Source organism: Paraburkholderia phosphatilytica (assembly GCF_003443895.1).
Classification (GTDB): Bacteria; Pseudomonadota; Gammaproteobacteria; order Burkholderiales; family Burkholderiaceae; genus Paraburkholderia; species Paraburkholderia phosphatilytica.
Map to the genome: position 1 here is coordinate 46,224 of NZ_QQOA01000040.1, position 18,027 is coordinate 64,250.

Sequence of the window (18,027 nt, forward strand, 5' to 3'; positions counted from 1 at the left end):
TGCGGACTGTTGGCGCGGTCAGTCGGATTACGACGACTTCGCCGCCACCGCCCGATCGAGTGAATGCAGGAACGTGTCGGCCGATTCGTAGCCGACCACGCGCAGCACTTCCTTGCCGCTCTGATCGAAGAAGATGATGCCGGGCGGTCCGAACAGATCGAAGCGCTTGAGCAACGCCTGGTCGTCGGAGTTGTTGGCGGTCACGTCCGCGCGCAGCAGATTCAGCTGCTGCAGCCGCGCATGGACGCGCGGATCCGTGAAGGTGAGCTTCTCCATTTCCTTGCAGCTCACGCACCAGTCCGCATAGAAATCGAGCATCGCGGGCTGCGCTGCGGTTTTCACCGCCTCGTCCAGTTGGGCTGAAGAGCGCACCGGGGCGAACGTCAGGTCGACGTTTGCCTGGTCGTGGCCTTGCTCCGTTTGTCCCGAGAACGCCGATGCCTGCGGTGCCCCGCCGTTCGCTGTGCTGACTTCGCCGCGGGATGCCAGCACCCGCAGCGGGTGCAGCGGATCGGTCGAGCCTGCGGCAAGACCCACAATTAACGTTGCCGCCCACAGCGCGAACACCACGCCGACGTTGCGGCCCAGGCGCTGCCAGATGGACACAGCGCCCGCACGCGCCGAAAACAGCCCGAGTTCTGCGGCCGCGATCAGCAGCCAGATTGCCGCGAGCAGCATCTGCGCGTCGCCGCCGAGAACCGGCCATACGATCCACAACGCAGCGGCCAGCAGCACGACGCCGAAGAACACCTTCACGCTGTCCATCCACGCGCCGGCGCGCGGCAGCAGCGTGCCCGCACCGATGCCGATCACGAGCAGCGGCACGCCAAGCCCAACACCCATCGAAAACAGCGCAGCCCCGCCGAGCAGTGCGTTGCCGGTGTGCGCGATGAACGCGAGGACGGCAAACAGCGGTGCCGTCATGCACGCGCCGACCACCAGCGACGACAGCGCGCCCATCAGCGCGACGGCAGCGAACTTTCCGCCTGGACGGTTGCTCGACGCGCGCGACATGCGATCCTGCCACGCCTGCGGCAACGCGAGATCGCGACCGGCGATCAAGGTCAGCGCGAGCGCCGTCAGCAGCACGGCAAATACACCGAGCACCCACGGATTCTGCAGCCACGCGCCGAGACTCTGGCCGATCAGCGCGGCCGCGATCCCGAGCACCGTGTACACGAGCGCCATTCCCAGCACATACGAAACCGACAGACCGAACCCACGCGCCCGCGTGACGCGCGCGCCTTCGCCGATGATGATGGCGGACAGGATCGGGATCATCGGATACGAGCATGGCAACAGGCTCAGCACCATGCCGGCGACGAAGTACAGACCGACGATCGCGAAAAAACCGCCGCCTTGCAGCAGCGACTGGGCGTAGTCGGCGTTGGTGGCGCGCTCGTACCAGGGCAGGTTTTCGAACGACGTCGATTGCGACGCCCCGGCCGCGCCTGCGTTTGTATTGCCCGCGGGCGAAGCGCCAGCCGGCTGCAGCGCCGCGCCGCTGACGTGGTAGACACGCTCCATCGGCGGATAGCAGATGCCCGCGTCCGCGCACCCCTGCGACGTCACAGCGATGTCGAACGGGCCGGACGCCTTCTGAACGGGAATACGGATCGTCAGATCATTGCGGAAGGTCTCGACGTTCTTCTGGAACGTCTGATCGAACTTGATGTGCCCCGGCGGAAATTGAGGTGTGCCGAGCGTTGCCGTTCCATTGCGCGTCGCGAAGGCGAAGCGCTCGCGGTACATGTAGTAACCGTCCGCGACCTTGTAGTGAATGTCGATCTCGCCGGGCTGTTCGGTCGCGCTGAATTTGAACGCGACGGCAGGATCCAGAAAGTCGTCATCGGCGTGTGCCGGCTGGACCGTGAAAATGACCGTGCTGAACGCGACCAGCAGGCCCAACATGAGCGTCAAGGTGGCGCGCAGCAGGTGCGGCGCGCGCCATTCGGAGCGGTTATACATGAACGGTACGGTGTGTTTCAGCCGCGACCCACTGACCGTAGGCCTCGGATGCAGCGGTTTGCCACGAAAGCAGTTCGGGCACATCATAGGGGTGATGCGCGGCGATGAAGCTCTCAAGCTCGAGCGAGCGTGCCGTGCTCGTCTTGAAGAGCATCTGGACCTCGTTCGAGGTCTCGCGTTTGCCCTGCCAGTGATAAGTCGATCGAACGGTGCCGAGCTCCGTCACGCAAGCGGCCAGCCTGGCATCGAGCACCGCGGACGCGAGCTTCTGCGCCGTGTCCGCGTCGGGAACGGTCGTCAGGATGAGGGTCACGGAGCGGGTCACGGCGATAGCCCTGCTGGCCTGGGTTGTGCGTTGGTGGATCGATTGACGTTATCGTATCACCGGCACCGCAAGTGCCGCTCGAAGTGGGGCGTGAGTTCGGCTGCGCGCCAGTTGCCTGCGCATGCCCATTTGCTGACGATCTTCCGCCAGCCAGAAACAAAAAAGCCAGGCGTCGAGGCCTGGCTTTTCCGTTCATCCGTTGAAGCTTATTCGGCTTCCTGGACGTTCTCTTCCGTGATTTCCGGACGATCGAGCAGTTCGACCAGTGCCATCGGCGCGTTGTCGCCGACGCGGAAACCGAACTTCAGGATGCGCAGGTAGCCGCCCGGACGGTTTGCGAAGCGCGGGCCGAGCACGTCGAACAGCTTCGTGACCGAGTCACGATCGCGCAGACGGTTGAACGCCAGACGGCGGTTCGCAAGCGACGGCTTCTTGCCGAGCGTGATCAGCGGCTCGACGACTTTACGGAGTTCCTTCGCTTTCGGCAGCGTGGTCTTGATGGCTTCGTGCTCGATCAGCGAGTTGGACATGTTACGGAGCATAGCCAGACGGTGGCTGCTCGTGCGGTTCAGTTTCCGCAGACCATGACGGTGACGCATTTCAGTTTCCTTGATTCAGAGTTTTGATCCAGCTCTTCTATCGCTCTCCGATGCTGCCGGAGGCACGGGCCGGTCGAGAAAAAGACAAGACGCGGATTTTAAAGGAAAATCCGCGTCTTTGCCAGTTGCGGTACAGCGTACTGCTTACTTGTCGAGACCAGCCGGCGGCCAGTTTTCGAGCTTCATGCCGAGCGTGAGACCTCGCGAAGCGAGCACTTCCTTGATCTCGTTCAACGACTTGCGACCAAGGTTCGGCGTCTTCAGCAGTTCGTTTTCCGTACGCTGGATCAGATCGCCGATGTAGTAGATGTTCTCGGCCTTCAGGCAGTTCGCCGAGCGAACCGTGAGTTCGAGATCATCGACCGGACGCAGCAGGATCGGATCGATCTGCGGCGCGCGCGACGGTGCTTCAGCAGCGGCTTCCGTGCCTTCCAGCGCAGCGAACACCGACAGCTGATCGACCAGAATGCGAGCCGACTGGCGGATCGCTTCTTCCGGCGAGATCACGCCGTTGGTTTCGATGTTCATCACGAGCTTGTCGAGGTCCGTACGCTGTTCGACACGCGCGCTTTCCACTGCATAGCTCACGCGGCGAACCGGCGAGAACGACGCGTCCAGCACGATGCGGCCGATGATCTTGGCCGACTCGTCGCCGAAACGACGCACGTTGCCCGGCACATAGCCGCGGCCCTTCTCGACCTTGATCTGAACGTCGAGCTTGCCGCCCTTCGAAAGGTGCGCAACCACGTGATCCGGGTTGATCACCTCGCAGTCGTGCGCGAGCTCGATATCGCCGGCCGTCACGACGCCTTCGCCTTCCTTGCGCAGCGTAACCGTCACTTCATCACGGTTATGCAGCTTGAACACCACGCCCTTCAGGTTCAACAGCAGGTTGACCACGTCCTCTTGCACACCATCCAGCGTCGAGTACTCATGCACGACGCCTGCGATCGTCACTTCGGTCGGCGCGTAGCCCACCATCGACGACAGCAGAACGCGCCGAAGCGCGTTACCCAAGGTGTGGCCATAACCGCGTTCAAACGGCTCCATGACCACTTTCGCGTGGCTCTCGCCAAGCGATTCCACAGCGATGATCTTGGGTTTCAACAAACTGGTTTGCATAGGTTTTTCCTTTTCAATACCCTCGGCTCGTTACACCGATAAGGCTGACCGGTAACAACCTGAAAATAAACAGCCGAGGCATCCCCTTGCACAACGCAATCGGGGTACCCCGGCCGTCAATCCGATTAACGCGAATACAATTCGACGATCAGGCTTTCGTTGATATCGCCAGCGATATCGCTGCGCTCCGGCACCTGCTTGAACGTGCCTTCGAACTTCTTCGAGTCGACGGCGACCCAGCTCGCCAGACCGCCTTGCTCGGCGAGCGACAGCGCTTCGAGAATACGCGCCTGCTTCTTCGCCTGTTCACGGACAGCGATCACGTCGCCAGACTTGATTTGCATCGACGGAATGTTCGACACGACGCCGTTCACCGTGATCGCCTTGTGGCTCACGAGCTGACGCGCTTCGGCGCGCGTCGAGCCGAAGCCCATGCGATAGACCACGTTGTCGAGGCGCGATTCGAGCAGTTGCAGCAGCGTTTCGCCCGTGTTGCCCTTGCGGCGGTCAGCTTCCGCAAAGTAACGACGGAACTGGCGCTCGAGGACGCCATAGATACGCTTCACTTTCTGCTTTTCGCGCAGCTGCGTGCCGTAGTCGGACGTGCGGGCGCCCGAGATGCGGCCGTGCTGACCAGGCTTGCTATCGAGCTTGCACTTGTCAGCGAGCGAGCGACGGGCGCTCTTCAGGAAGAGATCGGTGCCTTCACGGCGAGACAGCTTGGCCTTCGGGCCGATATAGCGTGCCACTTTGCGTTCCTTCTATGATTGATCACGTGAATTCGCATTCACGCTAGTCCGTACCCTTTGGGCCGAACGGTGGGCTTAGAAAAATCAAAAGCGCAAGCAGCCCGTTGACGCCTCAGGCGGCAACGAGCGCGAGCAAACAAGCGTCTTAGATACGGCGACGCTTCGGCGGACGGCAACCGTTGTGCGGAACCGGCGTCACGTCGGAGATCGCGGTGATCTTGATGCCAAGACCATGCAGCGCGCGCACTGCCGACTCACGACCCGGGCCAGGGCCCTTGATTCGCACTTCGAGGTTCTTCACGCCGTATTCCATCGCCACGCGGCCAGCCGATTCGGCTGCCACCTGGGCTGCAAACGGCGTCGACTTACGCGAGCCCTTGAAGCCCTGACCGCCCGACGTCGCCCATGCGAGCGCATTGCCTTGACGATCGGTGATCGTGATGATGGTGTTGTTGAACGACGCGTGAACGTGAACCACGCCCTCGGCGACGTTCTTCTTAACCTTCTTGCGAACGCGTTGCGCCGCGGTGTTGTTCGAAGCCTTAGCCATTACGTTTTCCTGTAACTGTCAGTTCCGCTTACTTCTTCAGCGACTGCGCTGCGCGGCGCGGACCCTTGCGCGTACGGGCATTCGTACGCGTACGCTGGCCACGCAGGGGCAGGCCCTTGCGATGGCGCACGCCACGGTAGCAACCGAGGTCCATCAGGCGCTTGATGTTCATCGTGACTTCACGGCGCAGATCGCCTTCGACGATGAACTTGCCGACTTCTTCACGCAGCTTTTCGAGGTCTGCGTCGTTCAGGTCTTTGACCTTCTTGTTGAACGGAACACCGGCGGCAACGCAGATGTTGCGCGAACGCGTGCGACCGACACCGTAAATAGCCGTCAGGCCGATTTCGGCGTGCTGATGGTTCGGGATGTTAACCCCTGCGATACGAGCCATTGTTTTTCCTCAGACAAAAAGCACAAAAGCGCGGCCTTAGCCTTGACGCTGTTTGTGGCGCGGATCAGAACTGCAAATCACGCGCACCACGCCCTTGCGCTTGATGATCTTGCAATTGCGGCAAATGCGCTTCACCGATGCCATCACTTTCATGATATTACCCTTTTTTCAAATCACTTCGCCCGGAACACGATCCGCGCACGCGACAGATCGTAGGGCGTCAACTCAACCGTCACCTTGTCGCCCGGCAGGATGCGGATGTAGTGCATCCGCATCTTTCCGGAAATATGTCCCAATACGACATGGCCGTTTTCCAGCTTCACCCGGAAGGTAGCGTTGGGCAGGTTTTCGATGACCTCGCCCTGCATCTGGATTACATCGTCTTTGGCCATAAGTCCTTTCAACGCATTGGAACGCCGCTGCCGCCCTTGAAATTGGCTTTCTTCAGCAGCGATTCATACTGTTGCGACATAACGTACGACTGCACCTGCGCCATGAAGTCCATCGTGACCACGACAATGATCAGCAGCGACGTTCCACCAAAATAAAACGGCACATTCCAGCGCAGCACCAGAAATTCCGGCAGCAGACAGACGAACACGATATAGATCGCACCGGCCAGCGTCAGACGCGTGAGGATGCGGTCGATATATCGCGCGGTCTGGTCGCCCGGGCGGATGCCAGGAACGAACGCGCCACTCTTCTTCAGGTTGTCAGCCGTTTCCCTGCTGTTGAACACCAATGCGGTGTAGAAAAAGCAGAAGAAAACGATCGCCAACGCGTACAGCAACACGTACACGGGCTGACCGGGCTTCAGGGCATCGGCCACGTTATGCAGCGTGTTCGAGAACCAGCCATTCCGCGACCCGGAGCTGAACCAGCCCAGAATCGTTGCCGGGAACAGGATGATCGACGATGCGAAGATCGGCGGAATCACGCCCGACATGTTCAGCTTCAGCGGCAGATGCGACGACTGGCCACCGTAAATCTTGTTGCCGACCTGACGCTTCGCATAGTTCACGAGGATCTTGCGCTGACCGCGTTCGATGAACACGACCAGATACGTCACCGCTCCGATCAGCGCGACGATGATGATCGCCGAGATGATCGACATCGAGCCGGTGCGAACCAGTTCGAAAAGACCACCCACCGCGTTCGGGAAACCCGCCGCGATGCCACCGAAGATGATGATCGAGATACCGTTGCCAAGCCCGCGCTCCGTGATCTGCTCACCAAGCCACATCAGGAACATCGTGCCGGTCACCAGCGTCACGACCGTCGTCAGGCGAAACACCATTCCCGGATCCAGCACCAGGGCCGGCTGGTTTTCCAGCGCAACCGCGATACCGAACGCCTGAAACGTAGCCAGTACCACCGTGAAGATTCGCGTGTACTGCGTGATCTTCCGTTGGCCCGCCTGCCCTTCCTTCTTCAGCGCTTCCATCTGCGGCGACACGATCGCCAGCAGCTGCATGATGATCGACGCCGAGATGTACGGCATGATCCCCAGCGCGAAAATCGTGAACCGCGACAGTGCGCCACCCGAGAACATGTTGAACATGCCAAGGATGCCGCCCGACTGGCTCTGGAACAGTTTCGCCAGCTGGTCCGGGTCGATGCCCGGCACCGGAATGTGCGCGCCGATCCGGTAGACGATCAGCGCCAGCAGCAGGAACACTGCGCGCCGGCGCAGATCGCCGAATTTCGCCGCGCTTCGACCGGGTTTTGCGAGACTCGGGCTGTTAGCCAAGTACCTTCTCCGATGCAAATGCTAGTGACGGCAATCGACCTGCGCGTTACTCGGCAAACGAGCCGCCCGCTGCTTCGATCGCAGCACGCGCGCTCTTCGTCGCACCCAGACCCTTCACAACGATCTTGCGCTTCAGCTCGCCCGTCGCGATGATCTTCGCGCTCTTCGTCAGCTCGCCGACGAGGCCGGCTTGCTTCAGTGCGAGCAGATCGATCTCGTCGACCGGCAGCTTCTCGAGGTCGCCCAGACGCACTTCACCAACGAATTCCTTCGTCAGCGACGTGAAGCCACGCTTCGGCAGACGACGTTGCAGCGGCATCTGACCGCCTTCGAAGCCGACCTTGTGGAAGCCGCCCGAACGCGATTTCTGACCCTTGTGACCGCGGCCAGCGGTTTTGCCGAGGCCGGAGCCGATACCGCGACCGACGCGACGCTTTGCGTGCTTCGAGCCTGCAGCCGGCTTCAGGTTATTCAATTCCATTATCAACTCCTGGAGTCTCTGATCAGCCGCTTAGCCGATGACCTTAACGAGGTACGAGACCTTGTTGATCATGCCTCGCACAGCCGGCGTGTCCTGCAACTCGCTGACCGAGTTGAGTCGGCGCAGGCCCAGACCGCGCACGGTAGCGCGGTGCGAGTCGCGGGTCCCAATCAGGCTCTTGACGAGCTGAACCTTGACAGTTTTTTCCGACATGGTGCCCACCTTTAGCCGAGAATATCTTCGACGGACTTGCCGCGCTTCGCCGCGATGTCAGCCGCGGTCGATTGCTTGCGCAGACCGTCGAGCGTCGCACGAACGAGGTTGTACGGGTTCGTCGAACCGTGGCTCTTCGCGACGACGTTCTGCACGCCCATCACGTCGAACACAGCGCGCATCGGGCCGCCGGCGATCACGCCAGTACCACCCTTCGCCGGGGCGAGGAGGACCTTTGACGCGCCATGCTTGCCGTGCACTTCATGTTGAAGCGTGCCGTTCTTCAGCGGCACCTTGAACATGTTGCGACGAGCCTGCTCCATCGCCTTCTGGACGGCAACCGGCACTTCCTTTGCCTTGCCCTTGCCCATACCGACGCGGCCATCACCATCGCCAACCACGGTCAGTGCGGCGAAGCCGAGAATACGGCCACCCTTCACGACCTTGGTCACGCGATTGACCGAGATCATCTTTTCACGAAGGCCGTCGTCGCGTTCGTCAGCCTGAACTTTCGCTTGCATCTTTGCCATGACGAATTCCTTCCCTTAGAACTTGAGCCCGGCTTCGCGCGCCGCATCAGCCAGCGCTTTCACGCGGCCGTGGTAGCGGAAACCCGAGCGGTCGAAGGCGACGGATTCGATGCCGGCAGCCTTGGCCTTTTCAGCGATACGCTTGCCGATCAGCGTGGCAGCGGCGACGTTGCCACCCTTGCCCGACTGGTCGGCGAGTTGCGCACGCACTTCGGCTTCGAGCGTCGACGCGCTGGCCAGCACCTTGGTGCCGCACGGCGAGAACACTTGCGCATAAATGTGCGTGTTCGTGCGATGCACGGCCAGACGTGCGACCTGTAGTTCAGCGATCTTGATACGCGTCTGACGAGCGCGGCGCAGGCGAGATTGAGTCTTATCCATGATTGCGCACCCTTACTTCTTCTTCGTTTCTTTGAGGATCACAACCTCGTCGGCGTAGCGCACACCCTTGCCCTTGTAGGGCTCCGGCGGACGGTACCCGCGAACTTCCGCGGCAACCTGGCCAACTTGCTGCTTGTCGATCCCCTTGATCACGATTTCCGTTTGCGACGGGGTTTCAGCCTTGATGCCTTCGGGCATCTGGTGCACCACCGGGTGCGAGAAACCCAGCGACAGGTTCAGCTTGTCGCCTTGCGCCTGAGCACGATAACCAACGCCAACCAGCGTCAGCTTGCGCTCGAAACCCTTCGTCACGCCGTGCACCATGTTCGCAACGATCGCGCGCATCGTGCCCGACATCGCATTCGCTTCGCGGCTTTCGTCGACCGGCTCGAACTTCACGGTGCCGTTGTCGTTCACCACCTTCACGAGGCGGTTCGCTGCCTGCGAAATCGTGCCCAACGGTCCCTTGACCGTAATCAGCTCGCCGCTCAGCGCCACTTCCGCGCCTTGCAGCACAATCGGGCTCTTACCTACTCGAGACATGTTTCTTCTCCCTTCGGCTTAAGCGACGTAGCAGATGACTTCGCCGCCCACGCCAGTGGCGCGCGCCTTGCGATCGGTCATCACGCCCTTCGGCGTCGAAACGATTGCCACGCCCAGGCCATTCATGACCTGCGGGATTTCGTTACGGCCACGGTACACGCGCAGACCCGGCTTCGACACGCGCTCGAGGCGCTCGATGACCGGACGACCCGCGTAGTACTTCAACGCGATGTTCAATTCCGACTTCGCACCTTCCGTCTTCACGGCGAAGTCGTCGATATAACCTTCGTCCTTCAGGACCTGCGCAATCGCAATCTTGACTTTCGACGAGGGCATCTGCACCGAAACCTTCTCGACCATCTGCGCATTGCGGATGCGAGTCAGCATATCGGCGATAGGATCACTCATGCTCATTTATGTTTCTCCTATTACCAGCTCGCCTTGGTCAGGCCAGGGATCTCGCCGCGGAACGCGATTTCGCGAATCTTGTTACGGGCCAGCCCGAATTTACGGAACGTGCCGCGCGGACGACCGGTGATCGCGCAACGGTTGCGCTTACGGGTCGGATTAGCATTGCGCGGCAGTTGCTGCAGTTCCAGACGAGCTGCATAGCGCTCTTCGTCCGACTTGCTTTGGTCGTCGATGACCGCCTTCAGCGCCGCGCGCTTCGGTGCGAACTTCGCCGCAAGGCGGGCGCGCTTCTTTTCACGTTCGATCAGTGCCAGTTTAGCCACGGTAACCTCAGTTTCTGAACGGGAACTTGAAGCTGGCGAGCAGTGCCTTTGCTTCGTCGTCAGTCTTCGCGGTCGTCGTGATGCTGATGTTCAGCCCACGCAGCGCGTCGATCTTGTCGTAGTCGATTTCGGGGAAAATGATCTGCTCTTTCACACCGATGTTGTAGTTGCCGCGACCGTCGAACGCACGACCCGACACACCACGGAAGTCGCGCACACGCGGGAGCGCGACCGTCACGAAACGGTCCAGGAATTCGTACATTGCCTGACCACGCAGCGTGACCATTGCGCCGATCGGGTAGCCCTGACGGATCTTGAAGCCCGCGATTGCCTTGCGCGCTTTCGTGATCACCGGCTTCTGGCCCGCGATCTTCGTCAGATCGCCAACGGCGTTCTCGATGATCTTCTTGTCAGCGACGGCTTCGCCAAGACCCATGTTCAGGGTGATCTTGGTGATGCGCGGCACTTCCATGACCGACTTGTAACCGAACTTCTCGATCAGGCCGGGAACGACCTTCTCTTTATAGAATTCTTGCAAACGTGCCATTTTTCACTCCGCAGCGTCAGGCGCCCACGACGGCACCGGTCGTCTTCAGGAAACGGACCTTCTTGTCTCCTTCGACCTTGATGCCGACACGCGACGGCTTGCCGTTCGCGTCGATCAGCGCGACGTTCGAGATGTGCAGCGGCATAGCCTTCGCCTCGACACCGCCCGTCGTACCCTTCATCGGGTTCGGTTTCACGTGCTTCTTGGCGATGTTCAGGCCTTCGACCGTCACGCGGTCTTCGCCCACAGCCAGCACGACACCGCGCTTGCCCTTGTCCTTGCCGGTGATGACGACAACCTCGTCACCCTTACGAATCTTGTTCATCTCGGCTCCTTACAGCACTTCCGGCGCGAGCGAAACGATCTTCATGAAACGTTCGCTACGCAACTCACGCGTGACCGGCCCGAAAATGCGGGTGCCGATAGGCTCGAGCTTGGTATTCAAAAGCACAGCGGCGTTGCCGTCGAACTTGATCAGCGAGCCGTCCTGACGGCGCACGCCCTTGGCGGTACGAACCACCACGGCGTTATAGATTTCGCCTTTCTTTACGCGCCCGCGCGGCGTTGCCTCTTTGACGCTCACCTTGATGATGTCGCCGATGTTGGCATAACGACGCTTCGAGCCGCCGAGCACCTTGATGCACATGACTTCACGCGCACCCGTGTTGTCGGCCACTTCAAGCCGAGTTTCGGTCTGGATCATGGTTTATCTTTCCCAACTTAATCCGGTTGCACCACCATGGTGCGCCCAGTCAGTCTTGGTCCCGTCAGCCACGCTGCAACGCTCAGCTGTTTGGGTCAGAACAGCAGCGACGGCAAACGAAACCCGCCATCGCAATCCGGTGAATCTATCAGCACAGACTGGCGTCTGCGCCGCTTCCCCCACCAATTTCGCCCGCGACGGGGCTCCCATAACGAGGGAAGACCGAGATTATATCAAATAATCCCGGTCTCGCAAGCGAAATCTACTGCGATTTCAACTACTTCTACTGCTTCGCCACCTTAGATGATGCGGGCAGCCTCGACAAGGCGCGACACGGCCCAGGCCTTCGTCTTCGACATCGGACGCGTTTCCTGGATTTCGACGAGGTCCCCCTCGTTGTACGTGTTCGCTTCGTCGTGCGCGTGGTACTTCTTCGAACGCACAACATACTTGCCGTAAATCGGATGCTTCACGCGGTGCTCGACCAGCACGGTAACCGTCTTGTCCATCTTGTTGCTGACGACCTTGCCGACCAGCGTCCGCTTGAGCGAGGTTTTCACGCTATCGTTCATTTCTGGTTCGCCTTCTCAGTCAGGACGGTCCGCACGCGTGCGATGTCGCGACGAACCTTCTTCAGCTGGCTCGTATTGGTGAGCTGCTGGGTCGCGAGTTGCATACGCAGGCCGAATTGCGCCTTCAGCAGGTCCGACAGCTCTTTGTTGAGCGCGGCCTTGTCTTTCTGGTGAAGTTCGGAAGCCTTCATCATTTGCTCCTTAGGCGCCGAGCTGGCGAACGATGAAGCTCGTCTTCAGCGGCAGCTTGGCTGCAGCCAGACGAAACGCTTCACGCGCCAGTTCTTCGGTTACGCCGTCCATTTCGTACAGCATCTTGCCCGGTTGAATCTCAGCGACGTAGTACTCAGGGTTCCCTTTACCGTTACCCATACGTACTTCCGCCGGCTTTTGCGAGATCGGCTTGTCCGGGAAGATACGGATCCAGATGCGGCCACCACGCTTGATGTGACGCGTCATGGCACGACGCGCCGCTTCAATTTGACGCGCCGTCAAACGGCCGCGACCGATGGCCTTCAGACCGTATTCACCGAACGACACCGCGTTGCCGCGCGTCGCGATGCCGGTGTTACGGCCCTTCTGCTCTTTGCGATACTTTCTGCGTTTCGGTTGCAGCATCGTTATTCTCCAGTCTTGCCGTCACCGCCGGCGCCTGCGCCACGGCGCGGAGCGCCACGACGTGCGCCTGCCGGTGCGCCTTCGCCATCACGGCGCGGACGACGATCACCACCCGGACGCGCGTTGCGGCGCGGGCGCTTCTCTTCGGCGACTTCTTCCACCACCGGAGCGTCGTTGCGGCCGAGCGTATCGCCCTTGTAGACCCACACTTTCACGCCGATGATGCCGTACGTCGTCTTCGCTTCCGACGTTGCGTAGTCGATGTCGGCACGCAGCGTGTGAAGGGGCACGCGACCTTCGCGATACCACTCCGTACGGGCGATTTCGATACCGTTCAGACGGCCAGCGCTCATGATCTTGATGCCTTGAGCACCCAGACGCATGGCGTTCTGCATCGCACGCTTCATCGCGCGACGGAACATGATCCGACGCTCGAGCTGCTGCGTGATCGAATCGGCGATCAGCTGCGCATCGGTTTCCGGCTTGCGGATTTCTTCGATGTTGACGTGCACGGGCACGCCCATACGCCGCTGCAGCTCGGTCTTGAGCAGTTCGATGTCTTCGCCCTTCTTGCCGATGACGACGCCAGGACGCGAGCTGTAAATCGTGATGCGCGCGTTCTTCGCCGGACGCTCGATGACCACGCGGCCAACCGAAGCGTTCTTCAGCTTCTTCTTCAGGTACTCACGAACACCGATGTCTTCCTGCAACATCGCCGCGAAATTGGTGTTGCTTGCGTACCAGCGCGAAGCCCAATTGCGGCTGACGGCCAGACGGAAGCCAGTCGGATGAATTTTCTGTCCCATCGTATGGCTCCTTAATTCCCGACCGTCACAGTGATGTGACAGGATTGCTTCTCGATGCGGTTGCCGCGGCCTTTAGCGCGCGCGGTGAACCGCTTGAGCGACGCAGCCTTATCGATGTAGATGCTCGTAATCTTGAGCTCGTCGATATCGGCGCCCTCGTTGTGCTCCGCATTCGCGATTGCCGACAGCACAACCTTCTTCACGATGCCAGCCGCTTTCTTCGGCGAGAACGTCAGAACGTTCAGCGCCTTGTCGACCGGCAAACCGCGGATCTGGTCAGCCACAAGGCGCGTTTTCTGCGCCGAGATGCGGGCACCGCGATGAATTGCTTTCACTTCCATCTTGATTGCCCCTTATTTCTTGGCCTTCTTGTCGGCCGCGTGACCCTTGAACGTCCGGGTCAGTGCGAACTCGCCAAGCTTGTGGCCGACCATGTTTTCCGAGACATACACCGGAACGTGTTGACGGCCGTTATGAACGGCGATCGTCAGACCGATGAAGTCAGGCAGGATCGTCGAGCGACGCGACCAGGTCTTGATCGGCTTCTTGTCGCGCGTTGCTGCAGCCGCCTCAACCTTCTTCAGCAAATGAGCGTCGCAGAACGGACCTTTTTTGATAGAACGTGCCATTGTCTGCTCCTTAACGCTTGTGACGGCGCTGGACGATCATGCTCGTCGTGCGCTTGTTGCTACGGGTGCGATAGCCCTTCGTCGGCGTGCCCCACGGGCTCACCGGGTCGCGACCTGCTGCCGTCTTGCCTTCACCACCACCGTGCGGGTGATCGACCGGGTTCATTGCAACGCCACGCACCGTCGGGCGGATGCCGCGCCAGCGGTTCGCGCCAGCCTTACCGATCTGACGGAGGCTATGCTCTTCGTTGCCCACTTCACCGATCGTTGCGCGGCATTCGATGTGCACGCGGCGGATTTCGCCGGAGCGCAGACGAACCTGCGCGTACGTGCCTTCACGAGCCAGCAGCATGGCGGACGTACCAGCCGAACGCGCCATTTGCGCGCCCTTGCCCGGCAGCATCTCGATGCAGTGAATCGTCGTACCGACCGGGATGTTGCGGATCGGCAGCGTGTTACCTGTGCGGATCGGAGCTTCCGAACCCGACATCAGTTGCTGACCCACAGTCACGCCCTTCGGAGCGATGATGTAACGACGCTCGCCGTCTGCGTACAGCACCAGCGCGAGGTTCGCGCTACGGTTCGGGTCGTACTCGAGACGTTCGACCTTTGCCGGGATGCCATCTTTCGTGCGACGGAAATCGACGATACGGTATTGCTGCTTGTGACCACCACCATGGTGACGCGTGGTGATGTGGCCGTTGTTGTTACGACCGGCGGTCTTGCTTTGCGAATCGAGCAGCGGGGCGTACGGCTTGCCCTTATGCAGATCCTTGTTGACCACCTTGACCATCGCGCGGCGACCCGGCGAAGTCGGCTTAACTTTCACGATTGCCATGATTACTTGGCCTCCGCTTCAAAGTTGATTTCCTGGCCGGGCTTCAGGCAGACGTACGCCTTCTTGACGTCCTTGCGCTTGCCCATGAAACGGCCGAAGCGCTTGGTCTTGCCCTTGGCGACCAGCACGTTGACGGAATCAACTTCCACCTTGAACAGCAGTTCGACGGCAGCCTTGACTTCCTGCTTCGTGGCATCCGGCGCAACTTCGAACACGACCTGCTCGTGCTTGTCAGCTACCAAGGTCGCCTTTTCGGAGACCACCGGCGCGAGCAGGACCTGCATCAAACGATGATCGTTCTTGCGAATCTCGCTCATGACAGCAACTCCTCGATCTGGGCGACCGCAGCCTTCGTGATCAGTACTTTCTTGAAGTAGATCAGCGAGAGCGGGTCGGCATAACGCGGCTCGACAACCGCCACGTGGGCCAGGTTGCGCGACGCGAGGTACAGGTTTTCGTCGACCGTGTCGGTGATGATCAGCACGGACTCGAGACCCATAGCCTTGAACTTGTCGGCCAGCAGCTTCGTCTTCGGCGCTTCGAGCGTCAGCTCGTCGACCACCGAGATGCGGCCTTCGCGGGCCAGCTGCGAGAAGATCGAGCAGAGACCTGCGCGATGCATCTTCTTGTTGACCTTGTGCGAGAAGTTTTCTTCCGGCGAATTCGGGAAGATGCGACCACCGCCACGCCACAGCGGGCTCGACGACATACCGGCACGAGCACGGCCCGTACCCTTCTGGCGCCACGGCTTCTTGGTGGTGTGCTTGACCTGCTCGCGATCCTTCTGCGCACGGTTACCGCTACGTGCGTTCGCCTGGTAAGCCACGACGATCTGGTGGATCAGGGCTTCGTTGTAGTCACGACCGAACACGACGTCCGATGCGTTGACCGCCGCGCCTTCCTGACCATTGGCATTCAGGAGCTTAAGTTCCATTATTTCGCTCCTTTCACGGCGCGCGCCTTCACGGCCGGCGTCACGAAAACCTTGCCACCCTTCGCGCCGGGAACTGCACCCTTGACCAGCAACAGCTTGCGGTCAGCGTCGATACGGGCGATTTCGAGGTTTTGCACCGTCACGTTTTCGTCACCCATGTGACCGGTCATGCGCTTACCCGGGAACACGCGACCCGGATCCTGCGCCATACCGATCGAACCCGGCACGTTGTGCGAGCGCGAGTTACCGTGCGATGCACGGCCAGATGCGAAGTTGTAACGCTTGATGGTACCGGCGTAGCCCTTACCGATCGACACGCCCTGCACGTCGACTTTCTGGCCCACTTCGAAGAGGTTGACGTCAACCACGGTGCCTGCCGACAGCTCGGCAGCCTTCGCGGCATCAATCTGGAATTCCTTGAGGATTTCACCGGCTTGAACACCGGCTTTGGCGAGGTGACCCGCCAGCGGCTTCGTCACGCGCGATGCACGGCGCGTACCGAAAGCGACCTGAACGGCCGTATAGCCGTCGGATTCAACAGTCTTGATCTGCGTCACGCGGTTGTCGGACACGTCCAGCACGGTGACGGGAATCGAATCCCCTTCAGCCGTGAAGATACGGGTCATGCCAACCTTGCGACCTACGAGTCCAAGGCTCATCGTTTTCTCCATTCCCGACTGCGATTGGTCGGGGCTAATTTACAAAGTCGCCGGATGCTTTCGGCGCCGCTCAAGCCCGCTTGGCCTTGAATTTGACGCCAGAAAAATCACCAGCATTTTGCGCAAATGCGCGAAAAGCCTAGCATTATAGCGAGGCTTTTCGTTTTCCGCAAGCAATCAAAGACTTAGCGGCACCGGTATCGCCGGGCACCACGGCAAGCCTTACTGGAGCTTGATTTCGACGTCCACACCTGCGGGCAGGTCCAGCTTCATCAGCGCATCGACGGTCTTGTCCGTCGGGTCGACGATGTCCATCAGGCGCAGGTGGGTACGGATTTCGAGCTGGTCGCGCGACGTCTTGTTGACGTGCGGCGAGCGCAGGATGTCGAAACGCTGGATGCGCGTCGGCAGCGGCACCGGGCCACGAACGATTGCACCCGTCCGCTTCGCCGTGTCGACGATCTCGGCGGCCGACTGGTCGATCAGACGATAGTCGAAAGCTTTCAGGCGAATACGGATTTTTTGGTTCGGCATAGCGATTCCTTAAAAGAGCGAGGCGGTATTGCACCGCCGGCAAAATAAAAGAGCGTAGGGTCGGGCACCCGCGGAGGGCCGGCGCCCGACCCCGGGCACCACGTTTTACAGCAAGCCAGCGATTTTACTCGATAATCTTCGCGACGACACCTGCGCCGACGGTACGACCGCCTTCACGGATGGCGAAACGCAGACCTTCTTCCATGGCGATCGGGGCGATCAGCTTCACCGTGATCGACACGTTGTCGCCCGGCATCACCATTTCCTTGTCCTTCGGCAGTTCGATCGAGCCCGTCACGTCCGTCGTACGGAAGTAGAACTGCGGACGGTAGTTGTTGAAGAACGGCGTATGACGGCCGCCTTCGTCCTTGCTCAGCACGTACACTTCAGCCGTGAAGTGCGTGTGCGGCGTGATCGAACCCGGCTTGGCCAGCACCTGGCCACGCTCCACGTCTTCACGCTTCGTGCCGCGCAGCAGGATACCCACGTTGTCGCCCGCCTGACCCTGGTCGAGCAGCTTGCGGAACATTTCCACGCCCGTGCAGGTCGTCTTCACCGTCGGCTTGATGCCGATGATTTCGATTTCCTCGCCGACCTTCACGACGCCGCGCTCCACGCGACCCGTCACCACCGTGCCGCGACCCGAGATCGAGAACACGTCTTCCACCGGCATCAGGAACGCACCGTCAATCGCGCGCTCCGGCGTCGGGATGTACGTGTCCAGCGCGTCGGCCAGGTTCATGATCGCCACTTCGCCCAGCTCGCCCTTGTCGCCTTCCAGCGCCAGCTTCGCCGAACCCTTCACGATCGGCGTGTCGTCGCCCGGGAAGTCGTACTTCGACAGCAGC

The 18,027-nt window shown here is 60.5% G+C and carries 32 protein-coding genes; all 32 read right to left on the reverse strand.

The features are described from left to right. Positions 1-27: 27 nt before the first annotated feature. The gene (gene dsbD / locus DVS29_RS29790) at positions 28-1,968 is read right to left on the reverse strand and encodes a protein-disulfide reductase DsbD (RefSeq protein ID WP_118184127.1); all 1,941 of its coding nucleotides are present in this window, start codon (positions 1,966-1,968) and stop codon (positions 28-30) included. Further along, the gene (cutA, locus tag DVS29_RS29795) at positions 1,961-2,293 is read right to left on the reverse strand and encodes a divalent-cation tolerance protein CutA (protein ID WP_118184128.1); all 333 of its coding nucleotides are present in this window, start codon (positions 2,291-2,293) and stop codon (positions 1,961-1,963) included. The genes dsbD and cutA overlap by 8 nt, the downstream gene beginning before the upstream one ends. Before the next feature lie 206 nt (positions 2,294-2,499). Continuing rightward, positions 2,500-2,892, reverse strand: coding sequence for a 50S ribosomal protein L17 (rplQ, locus tag DVS29_RS29800; RefSeq protein ID WP_118184129.1), 393 nt, complete (start codon positions 2,890-2,892; stop codon positions 2,500-2,502). Between the two features lie 144 nt (positions 2,893-3,036). Next, positions 3,037-4,014, reverse strand: a complete 978-nt coding sequence (locus DVS29_RS29805) for a DNA-directed RNA polymerase subunit alpha (protein ID WP_118184130.1) — start codon at positions 4,012-4,014, stop codon at positions 3,037-3,039. A 125-nt stretch (positions 4,015-4,139) separates the two neighbouring features. Beyond that, entirely contained in the window at positions 4,140-4,763 is a 624-nt protein-coding gene (gene rpsD, locus DVS29_RS29810) for a 30S ribosomal protein S4 (RefSeq protein WP_118184131.1), read from the reverse strand. Between the two features lie 145 nt (positions 4,764-4,908). Continuing rightward, complete coding sequence (gene rpsK / locus DVS29_RS29815) at positions 4,909-5,313, reverse strand: 30S ribosomal protein S11 (RefSeq protein ID WP_017777173.1); 405 nt, start codon at positions 5,311-5,313, stop codon at positions 4,909-4,911. A gap of 28 nt (positions 5,314-5,341) precedes the next feature. Continuing rightward, positions 5,342-5,707, reverse strand: a complete 366-nt coding sequence (rpsM, locus tag DVS29_RS29820) for a 30S ribosomal protein S13 (RefSeq protein WP_118184132.1) — start codon at positions 5,705-5,707, stop codon at positions 5,342-5,344. A 36-nt stretch (positions 5,708-5,743) separates the two neighbouring features. Further along, on the reverse strand, positions 5,744-5,860 hold the full coding sequence (gene rpmJ, locus DVS29_RS29825; RefSeq protein WP_004199844.1) for a 50S ribosomal protein L36: 117 nt from the start codon (positions 5,858-5,860) through the stop codon (positions 5,744-5,746). Positions 5,861-5,880: 20 nt separating this feature from the next. Beyond that, positions 5,881-6,099, reverse strand: a complete 219-nt coding sequence (infA, locus tag DVS29_RS29830; RefSeq protein ID WP_004521905.1) for a translation initiation factor IF-1 — start codon at positions 6,097-6,099, stop codon at positions 5,881-5,883. Between the two features lie 8 nt (positions 6,100-6,107). Continuing rightward, entirely contained in the window at positions 6,108-7,457 is a 1,350-nt protein-coding gene (gene secY, locus DVS29_RS29835) for a preprotein translocase subunit SecY (protein ID WP_118184133.1), read from the reverse strand. Between the two features lie 46 nt (positions 7,458-7,503). Beyond that, on the reverse strand, positions 7,504-7,938 hold the full coding sequence (gene rplO / locus DVS29_RS29840; protein ID WP_118184134.1) for a 50S ribosomal protein L15: 435 nt from the start codon (positions 7,936-7,938) through the stop codon (positions 7,504-7,506). A gap of 30 nt (positions 7,939-7,968) precedes the next feature. After that, on the reverse strand, positions 7,969-8,151 hold the full coding sequence (rpmD, locus tag DVS29_RS29845; protein WP_118184135.1) for a 50S ribosomal protein L30: 183 nt from the start codon (positions 8,149-8,151) through the stop codon (positions 7,969-7,971). 11 nt (positions 8,152-8,162) lie between these two features. Further along, entirely contained in the window at positions 8,163-8,681 is a 519-nt protein-coding gene (rpsE, locus tag DVS29_RS29850) for a 30S ribosomal protein S5 (RefSeq protein ID WP_118184136.1), read from the reverse strand. Between the two features lie 15 nt (positions 8,682-8,696). Next, entirely contained in the window at positions 8,697-9,062 is a 366-nt protein-coding gene (gene rplR / locus DVS29_RS29855) for a 50S ribosomal protein L18 (protein WP_008923336.1), read from the reverse strand. Positions 9,063-9,074: 12 nt separating this feature from the next. Then, positions 9,075-9,605 carry a 50S ribosomal protein L6 gene (gene rplF / locus DVS29_RS29860; protein WP_118184137.1) on the reverse strand — a complete coding sequence of 177 codons (531 nt, stop codon included), beginning with the start codon at positions 9,603-9,605 and terminating at the stop codon, positions 9,075-9,077. Between the two features lie 18 nt (positions 9,606-9,623). Further along, positions 9,624-10,019, reverse strand: coding sequence for a 30S ribosomal protein S8 (rpsH, locus tag DVS29_RS29865; RefSeq protein WP_118184138.1), 396 nt, complete (start codon positions 10,017-10,019; stop codon positions 9,624-9,626). 14 nt (positions 10,020-10,033) lie between these two features. Further along, on the reverse strand, positions 10,034-10,339 hold the full coding sequence (gene rpsN, locus DVS29_RS29870) for a 30S ribosomal protein S14 (RefSeq protein ID WP_118184139.1): 306 nt from the start codon (positions 10,337-10,339) through the stop codon (positions 10,034-10,036). Positions 10,340-10,346: 7 nt separating this feature from the next. Continuing rightward, a complete protein-coding gene (rplE, locus tag DVS29_RS29875) occupies positions 10,347-10,886 on the reverse strand; it encodes a 50S ribosomal protein L5 (RefSeq protein WP_006052214.1) in 540 nt (179 codons plus the stop codon). A gap of 16 nt (positions 10,887-10,902) precedes the next feature. Next, complete coding sequence (rplX, locus tag DVS29_RS29880) at positions 10,903-11,211, reverse strand: 50S ribosomal protein L24 (protein ID WP_118184140.1); 309 nt, start codon at positions 11,209-11,211, stop codon at positions 10,903-10,905. Positions 11,212-11,220: 9 nt separating this feature from the next. Then, on the reverse strand, positions 11,221-11,589 hold the full coding sequence (rplN, locus tag DVS29_RS29885; RefSeq protein ID WP_012402188.1) for a 50S ribosomal protein L14: 369 nt from the start codon (positions 11,587-11,589) through the stop codon (positions 11,221-11,223). A 299-nt stretch (positions 11,590-11,888) separates the two neighbouring features. Then, positions 11,889-12,161, reverse strand: coding sequence for a 30S ribosomal protein S17 (gene rpsQ / locus DVS29_RS29890; protein WP_118184141.1), 273 nt, complete (start codon positions 12,159-12,161; stop codon positions 11,889-11,891). Next, on the reverse strand, positions 12,158-12,352 hold the full coding sequence (gene rpmC, locus DVS29_RS29895; RefSeq protein WP_075159014.1) for a 50S ribosomal protein L29: 195 nt from the start codon (positions 12,350-12,352) through the stop codon (positions 12,158-12,160). Before rpmC ends, rpsQ begins: the two co-directional genes overlap by 4 nt. Positions 12,353-12,362: 10 nt before the next feature. After that, entirely contained in the window at positions 12,363-12,779 is a 417-nt protein-coding gene (gene rplP, locus DVS29_RS29900; RefSeq protein ID WP_118184142.1) for a 50S ribosomal protein L16, read from the reverse strand. Positions 12,780-12,781: 2 nt separating this feature from the next. Further along, entirely contained in the window at positions 12,782-13,585 is an 804-nt protein-coding gene (gene rpsC, locus DVS29_RS29905) for a 30S ribosomal protein S3 (RefSeq protein WP_118184143.1), read from the reverse strand. An 11-nt stretch (positions 13,586-13,596) separates the two neighbouring features. After that, entirely contained in the window at positions 13,597-13,926 is a 330-nt protein-coding gene (gene rplV, locus DVS29_RS29910; protein ID WP_011490054.1) for a 50S ribosomal protein L22, read from the reverse strand. Positions 13,927-13,938: 12 nt separating this feature from the next. After that, the gene (rpsS, locus tag DVS29_RS29915; RefSeq protein WP_118184144.1) at positions 13,939-14,214 is read right to left on the reverse strand and encodes a 30S ribosomal protein S19; all 276 of its coding nucleotides are present in this window, start codon (positions 14,212-14,214) and stop codon (positions 13,939-13,941) included. 10 nt (positions 14,215-14,224) lie between these two features. Then, on the reverse strand, positions 14,225-15,052 hold the full coding sequence (rplB, locus tag DVS29_RS29920) for a 50S ribosomal protein L2 (RefSeq protein WP_118184145.1): 828 nt from the start codon (positions 15,050-15,052) through the stop codon (positions 14,225-14,227). A gap of 2 nt (positions 15,053-15,054) precedes the next feature. Then, on the reverse strand, positions 15,055-15,369 hold the full coding sequence (gene rplW / locus DVS29_RS29925) for a 50S ribosomal protein L23 (RefSeq protein ID WP_118184146.1): 315 nt from the start codon (positions 15,367-15,369) through the stop codon (positions 15,055-15,057). Next, positions 15,366-15,986, reverse strand: coding sequence for a 50S ribosomal protein L4 (gene rplD / locus DVS29_RS29930; protein WP_118184147.1), 621 nt, complete (start codon positions 15,984-15,986; stop codon positions 15,366-15,368). The genes rplW and rplD overlap by 4 nt, the downstream gene beginning before the upstream one ends. After that, positions 15,986-16,645, reverse strand: coding sequence for a 50S ribosomal protein L3 (gene rplC, locus DVS29_RS29935; protein ID WP_118184154.1), 660 nt, complete (start codon positions 16,643-16,645; stop codon positions 15,986-15,988). Before rplC ends, rplD begins: the two co-directional genes overlap by 1 nt. A gap of 222 nt (positions 16,646-16,867) precedes the next feature. Then, complete coding sequence (gene rpsJ, locus DVS29_RS29940; RefSeq protein WP_111487235.1) at positions 16,868-17,179, reverse strand: 30S ribosomal protein S10; 312 nt, start codon at positions 17,177-17,179, stop codon at positions 16,868-16,870. A 124-nt stretch (positions 17,180-17,303) separates the two neighbouring features. Further along, a partial coding sequence (locus tag DVS29_RS29945) for an EF-Tu C-terminal domain-related protein (RefSeq protein WP_240655844.1) occupies positions 17,304-18,027 on the reverse strand: 724 nt, incomplete at its 5' end.

Bases quoted from the DNA above. Each gene is read 5' to 3' on its own strand.
- dsbD (WP_118184127.1), bottom strand. From the start codon at position 1,968: ATGTATAACCGCTCCGAATGGCGCGCGCCGCACCTGCTGCGCGCCACC.
- rplQ (WP_118184129.1), bottom strand. From the start codon at position 2,892: ATGCGTCACCGTCATGGTCTGCGGAAACTGAACCGCACGAGCAGCCAC.
- DVS29_RS29805 (WP_118184130.1), bottom strand. From the start codon at position 4,014: ATGCAAACCAGTTTGTTGAAACCCAAGATCATCGCTGTGGAATCGCTT.
- rpsK (WP_017777173.1), bottom strand. From the start codon at position 5,313: ATGGCTAAGGCTTCGAACAACACCGCGGCGCAACGCGTTCGCAAGAAG.
- rpsM (WP_118184132.1), bottom strand. From the start codon at position 5,707: ATGGCTCGTATCGCAGGGGTTAACATCCCGAACCATCAGCACGCCGAA.
- rpmJ (WP_004199844.1), bottom strand. From the start codon at position 5,860: ATGAAAGTGATGGCATCGGTGAAGCGCATTTGCCGCAATTGCAAGATC.
- infA (WP_004521905.1), bottom strand. From the start codon at position 6,099: ATGGCCAAAGACGATGTAATCCAGATGCAGGGCGAGGTCATCGAAAAC.
- rplO (WP_118184134.1), bottom strand. From the start codon at position 7,938: ATGGAATTGAATAACCTGAAGCCGGCTGCAGGCTCGAAGCACGCAAAG.
- rpmD (WP_118184135.1), bottom strand. From the start codon at position 8,151: ATGTCGGAAAAAACTGTCAAGGTTCAGCTCGTCAAGAGCCTGATTGGG.
- rpsE (WP_118184136.1), bottom strand. From the start codon at position 8,681: ATGGCAAAGATGCAAGCGAAAGTTCAGGCTGACGAACGCGACGACGGC.
- rplR (WP_008923336.1), bottom strand. From the start codon at position 9,062: ATGGATAAGACTCAATCTCGCCTGCGCCGCGCTCGTCAGACGCGTATC.
- rplF (WP_118184137.1), bottom strand. From the start codon at position 9,605: ATGTCTCGAGTAGGTAAGAGCCCGATTGTGCTGCAAGGCGCGGAAGTG.
- rpsH (WP_118184138.1), bottom strand. From the start codon at position 10,019: ATGAGCATGAGTGATCCTATCGCCGATATGCTGACTCGCATCCGCAAT.
- rplE (WP_006052214.1), bottom strand. From the start codon at position 10,886: ATGGCACGTTTGCAAGAATTCTATAAAGAGAAGGTCGTTCCCGGCCTG.
- rplX (WP_118184140.1), bottom strand. From the start codon at position 11,211: ATGAACAAGATTCGTAAGGGTGACGAGGTTGTCGTCATCACCGGCAAG.
- rplN (WP_012402188.1), bottom strand. From the start codon at position 11,589: ATGATCCAGACCGAAACTCGGCTTGAAGTGGCCGACAACACGGGTGCG.
- rpsQ (WP_118184141.1), bottom strand. From the start codon at position 12,161: ATGAACGATAGCGTGAAAACCTCGCTCAAGCGGACGCTGGTCGGCAAG.
- rpmC (WP_075159014.1), bottom strand. From the start codon at position 12,352: ATGAAGGCTTCCGAACTTCACCAGAAAGACAAGGCCGCGCTCAACAAA.
- rplP (WP_118184142.1), bottom strand. From the start codon at position 12,779: ATGCTGCAACCGAAACGCAGAAAGTATCGCAAAGAGCAGAAGGGCCGT.
- rpsC (WP_118184143.1), bottom strand. From the start codon at position 13,585: ATGGGACAGAAAATTCATCCGACTGGCTTCCGTCTGGCCGTCAGCCGC.
- rplV (WP_011490054.1), bottom strand. From the start codon at position 13,926: ATGGAAGTGAAAGCAATTCATCGCGGTGCCCGCATCTCGGCGCAGAAA.
- rpsS (WP_118184144.1), bottom strand. From the start codon at position 14,214: ATGGCACGTTCTATCAAAAAAGGTCCGTTCTGCGACGCTCATTTGCTG.
- rplB (WP_118184145.1), bottom strand. From the start codon at position 15,052: ATGGCAATCGTGAAAGTTAAGCCGACTTCGCCGGGTCGCCGCGCGATG.
- rplW (WP_118184146.1), bottom strand. From the start codon at position 15,369: ATGAGCGAGATTCGCAAGAACGATCATCGTTTGATGCAGGTCCTGCTC.
- rplD (WP_118184147.1), bottom strand. From the start codon at position 15,986: ATGGAACTTAAGCTCCTGAATGCCAATGGTCAGGAAGGCGCGGCGGTC.
- rplC (WP_118184154.1), bottom strand. From the start codon at position 16,645: ATGAGCCTTGGACTCGTAGGTCGCAAGGTTGGCATGACCCGTATCTTC.
- rpsJ (WP_111487235.1), bottom strand. From the start codon at position 17,179: ATGCCGAACCAAAAAATCCGTATTCGCCTGAAAGCTTTCGACTATCGT.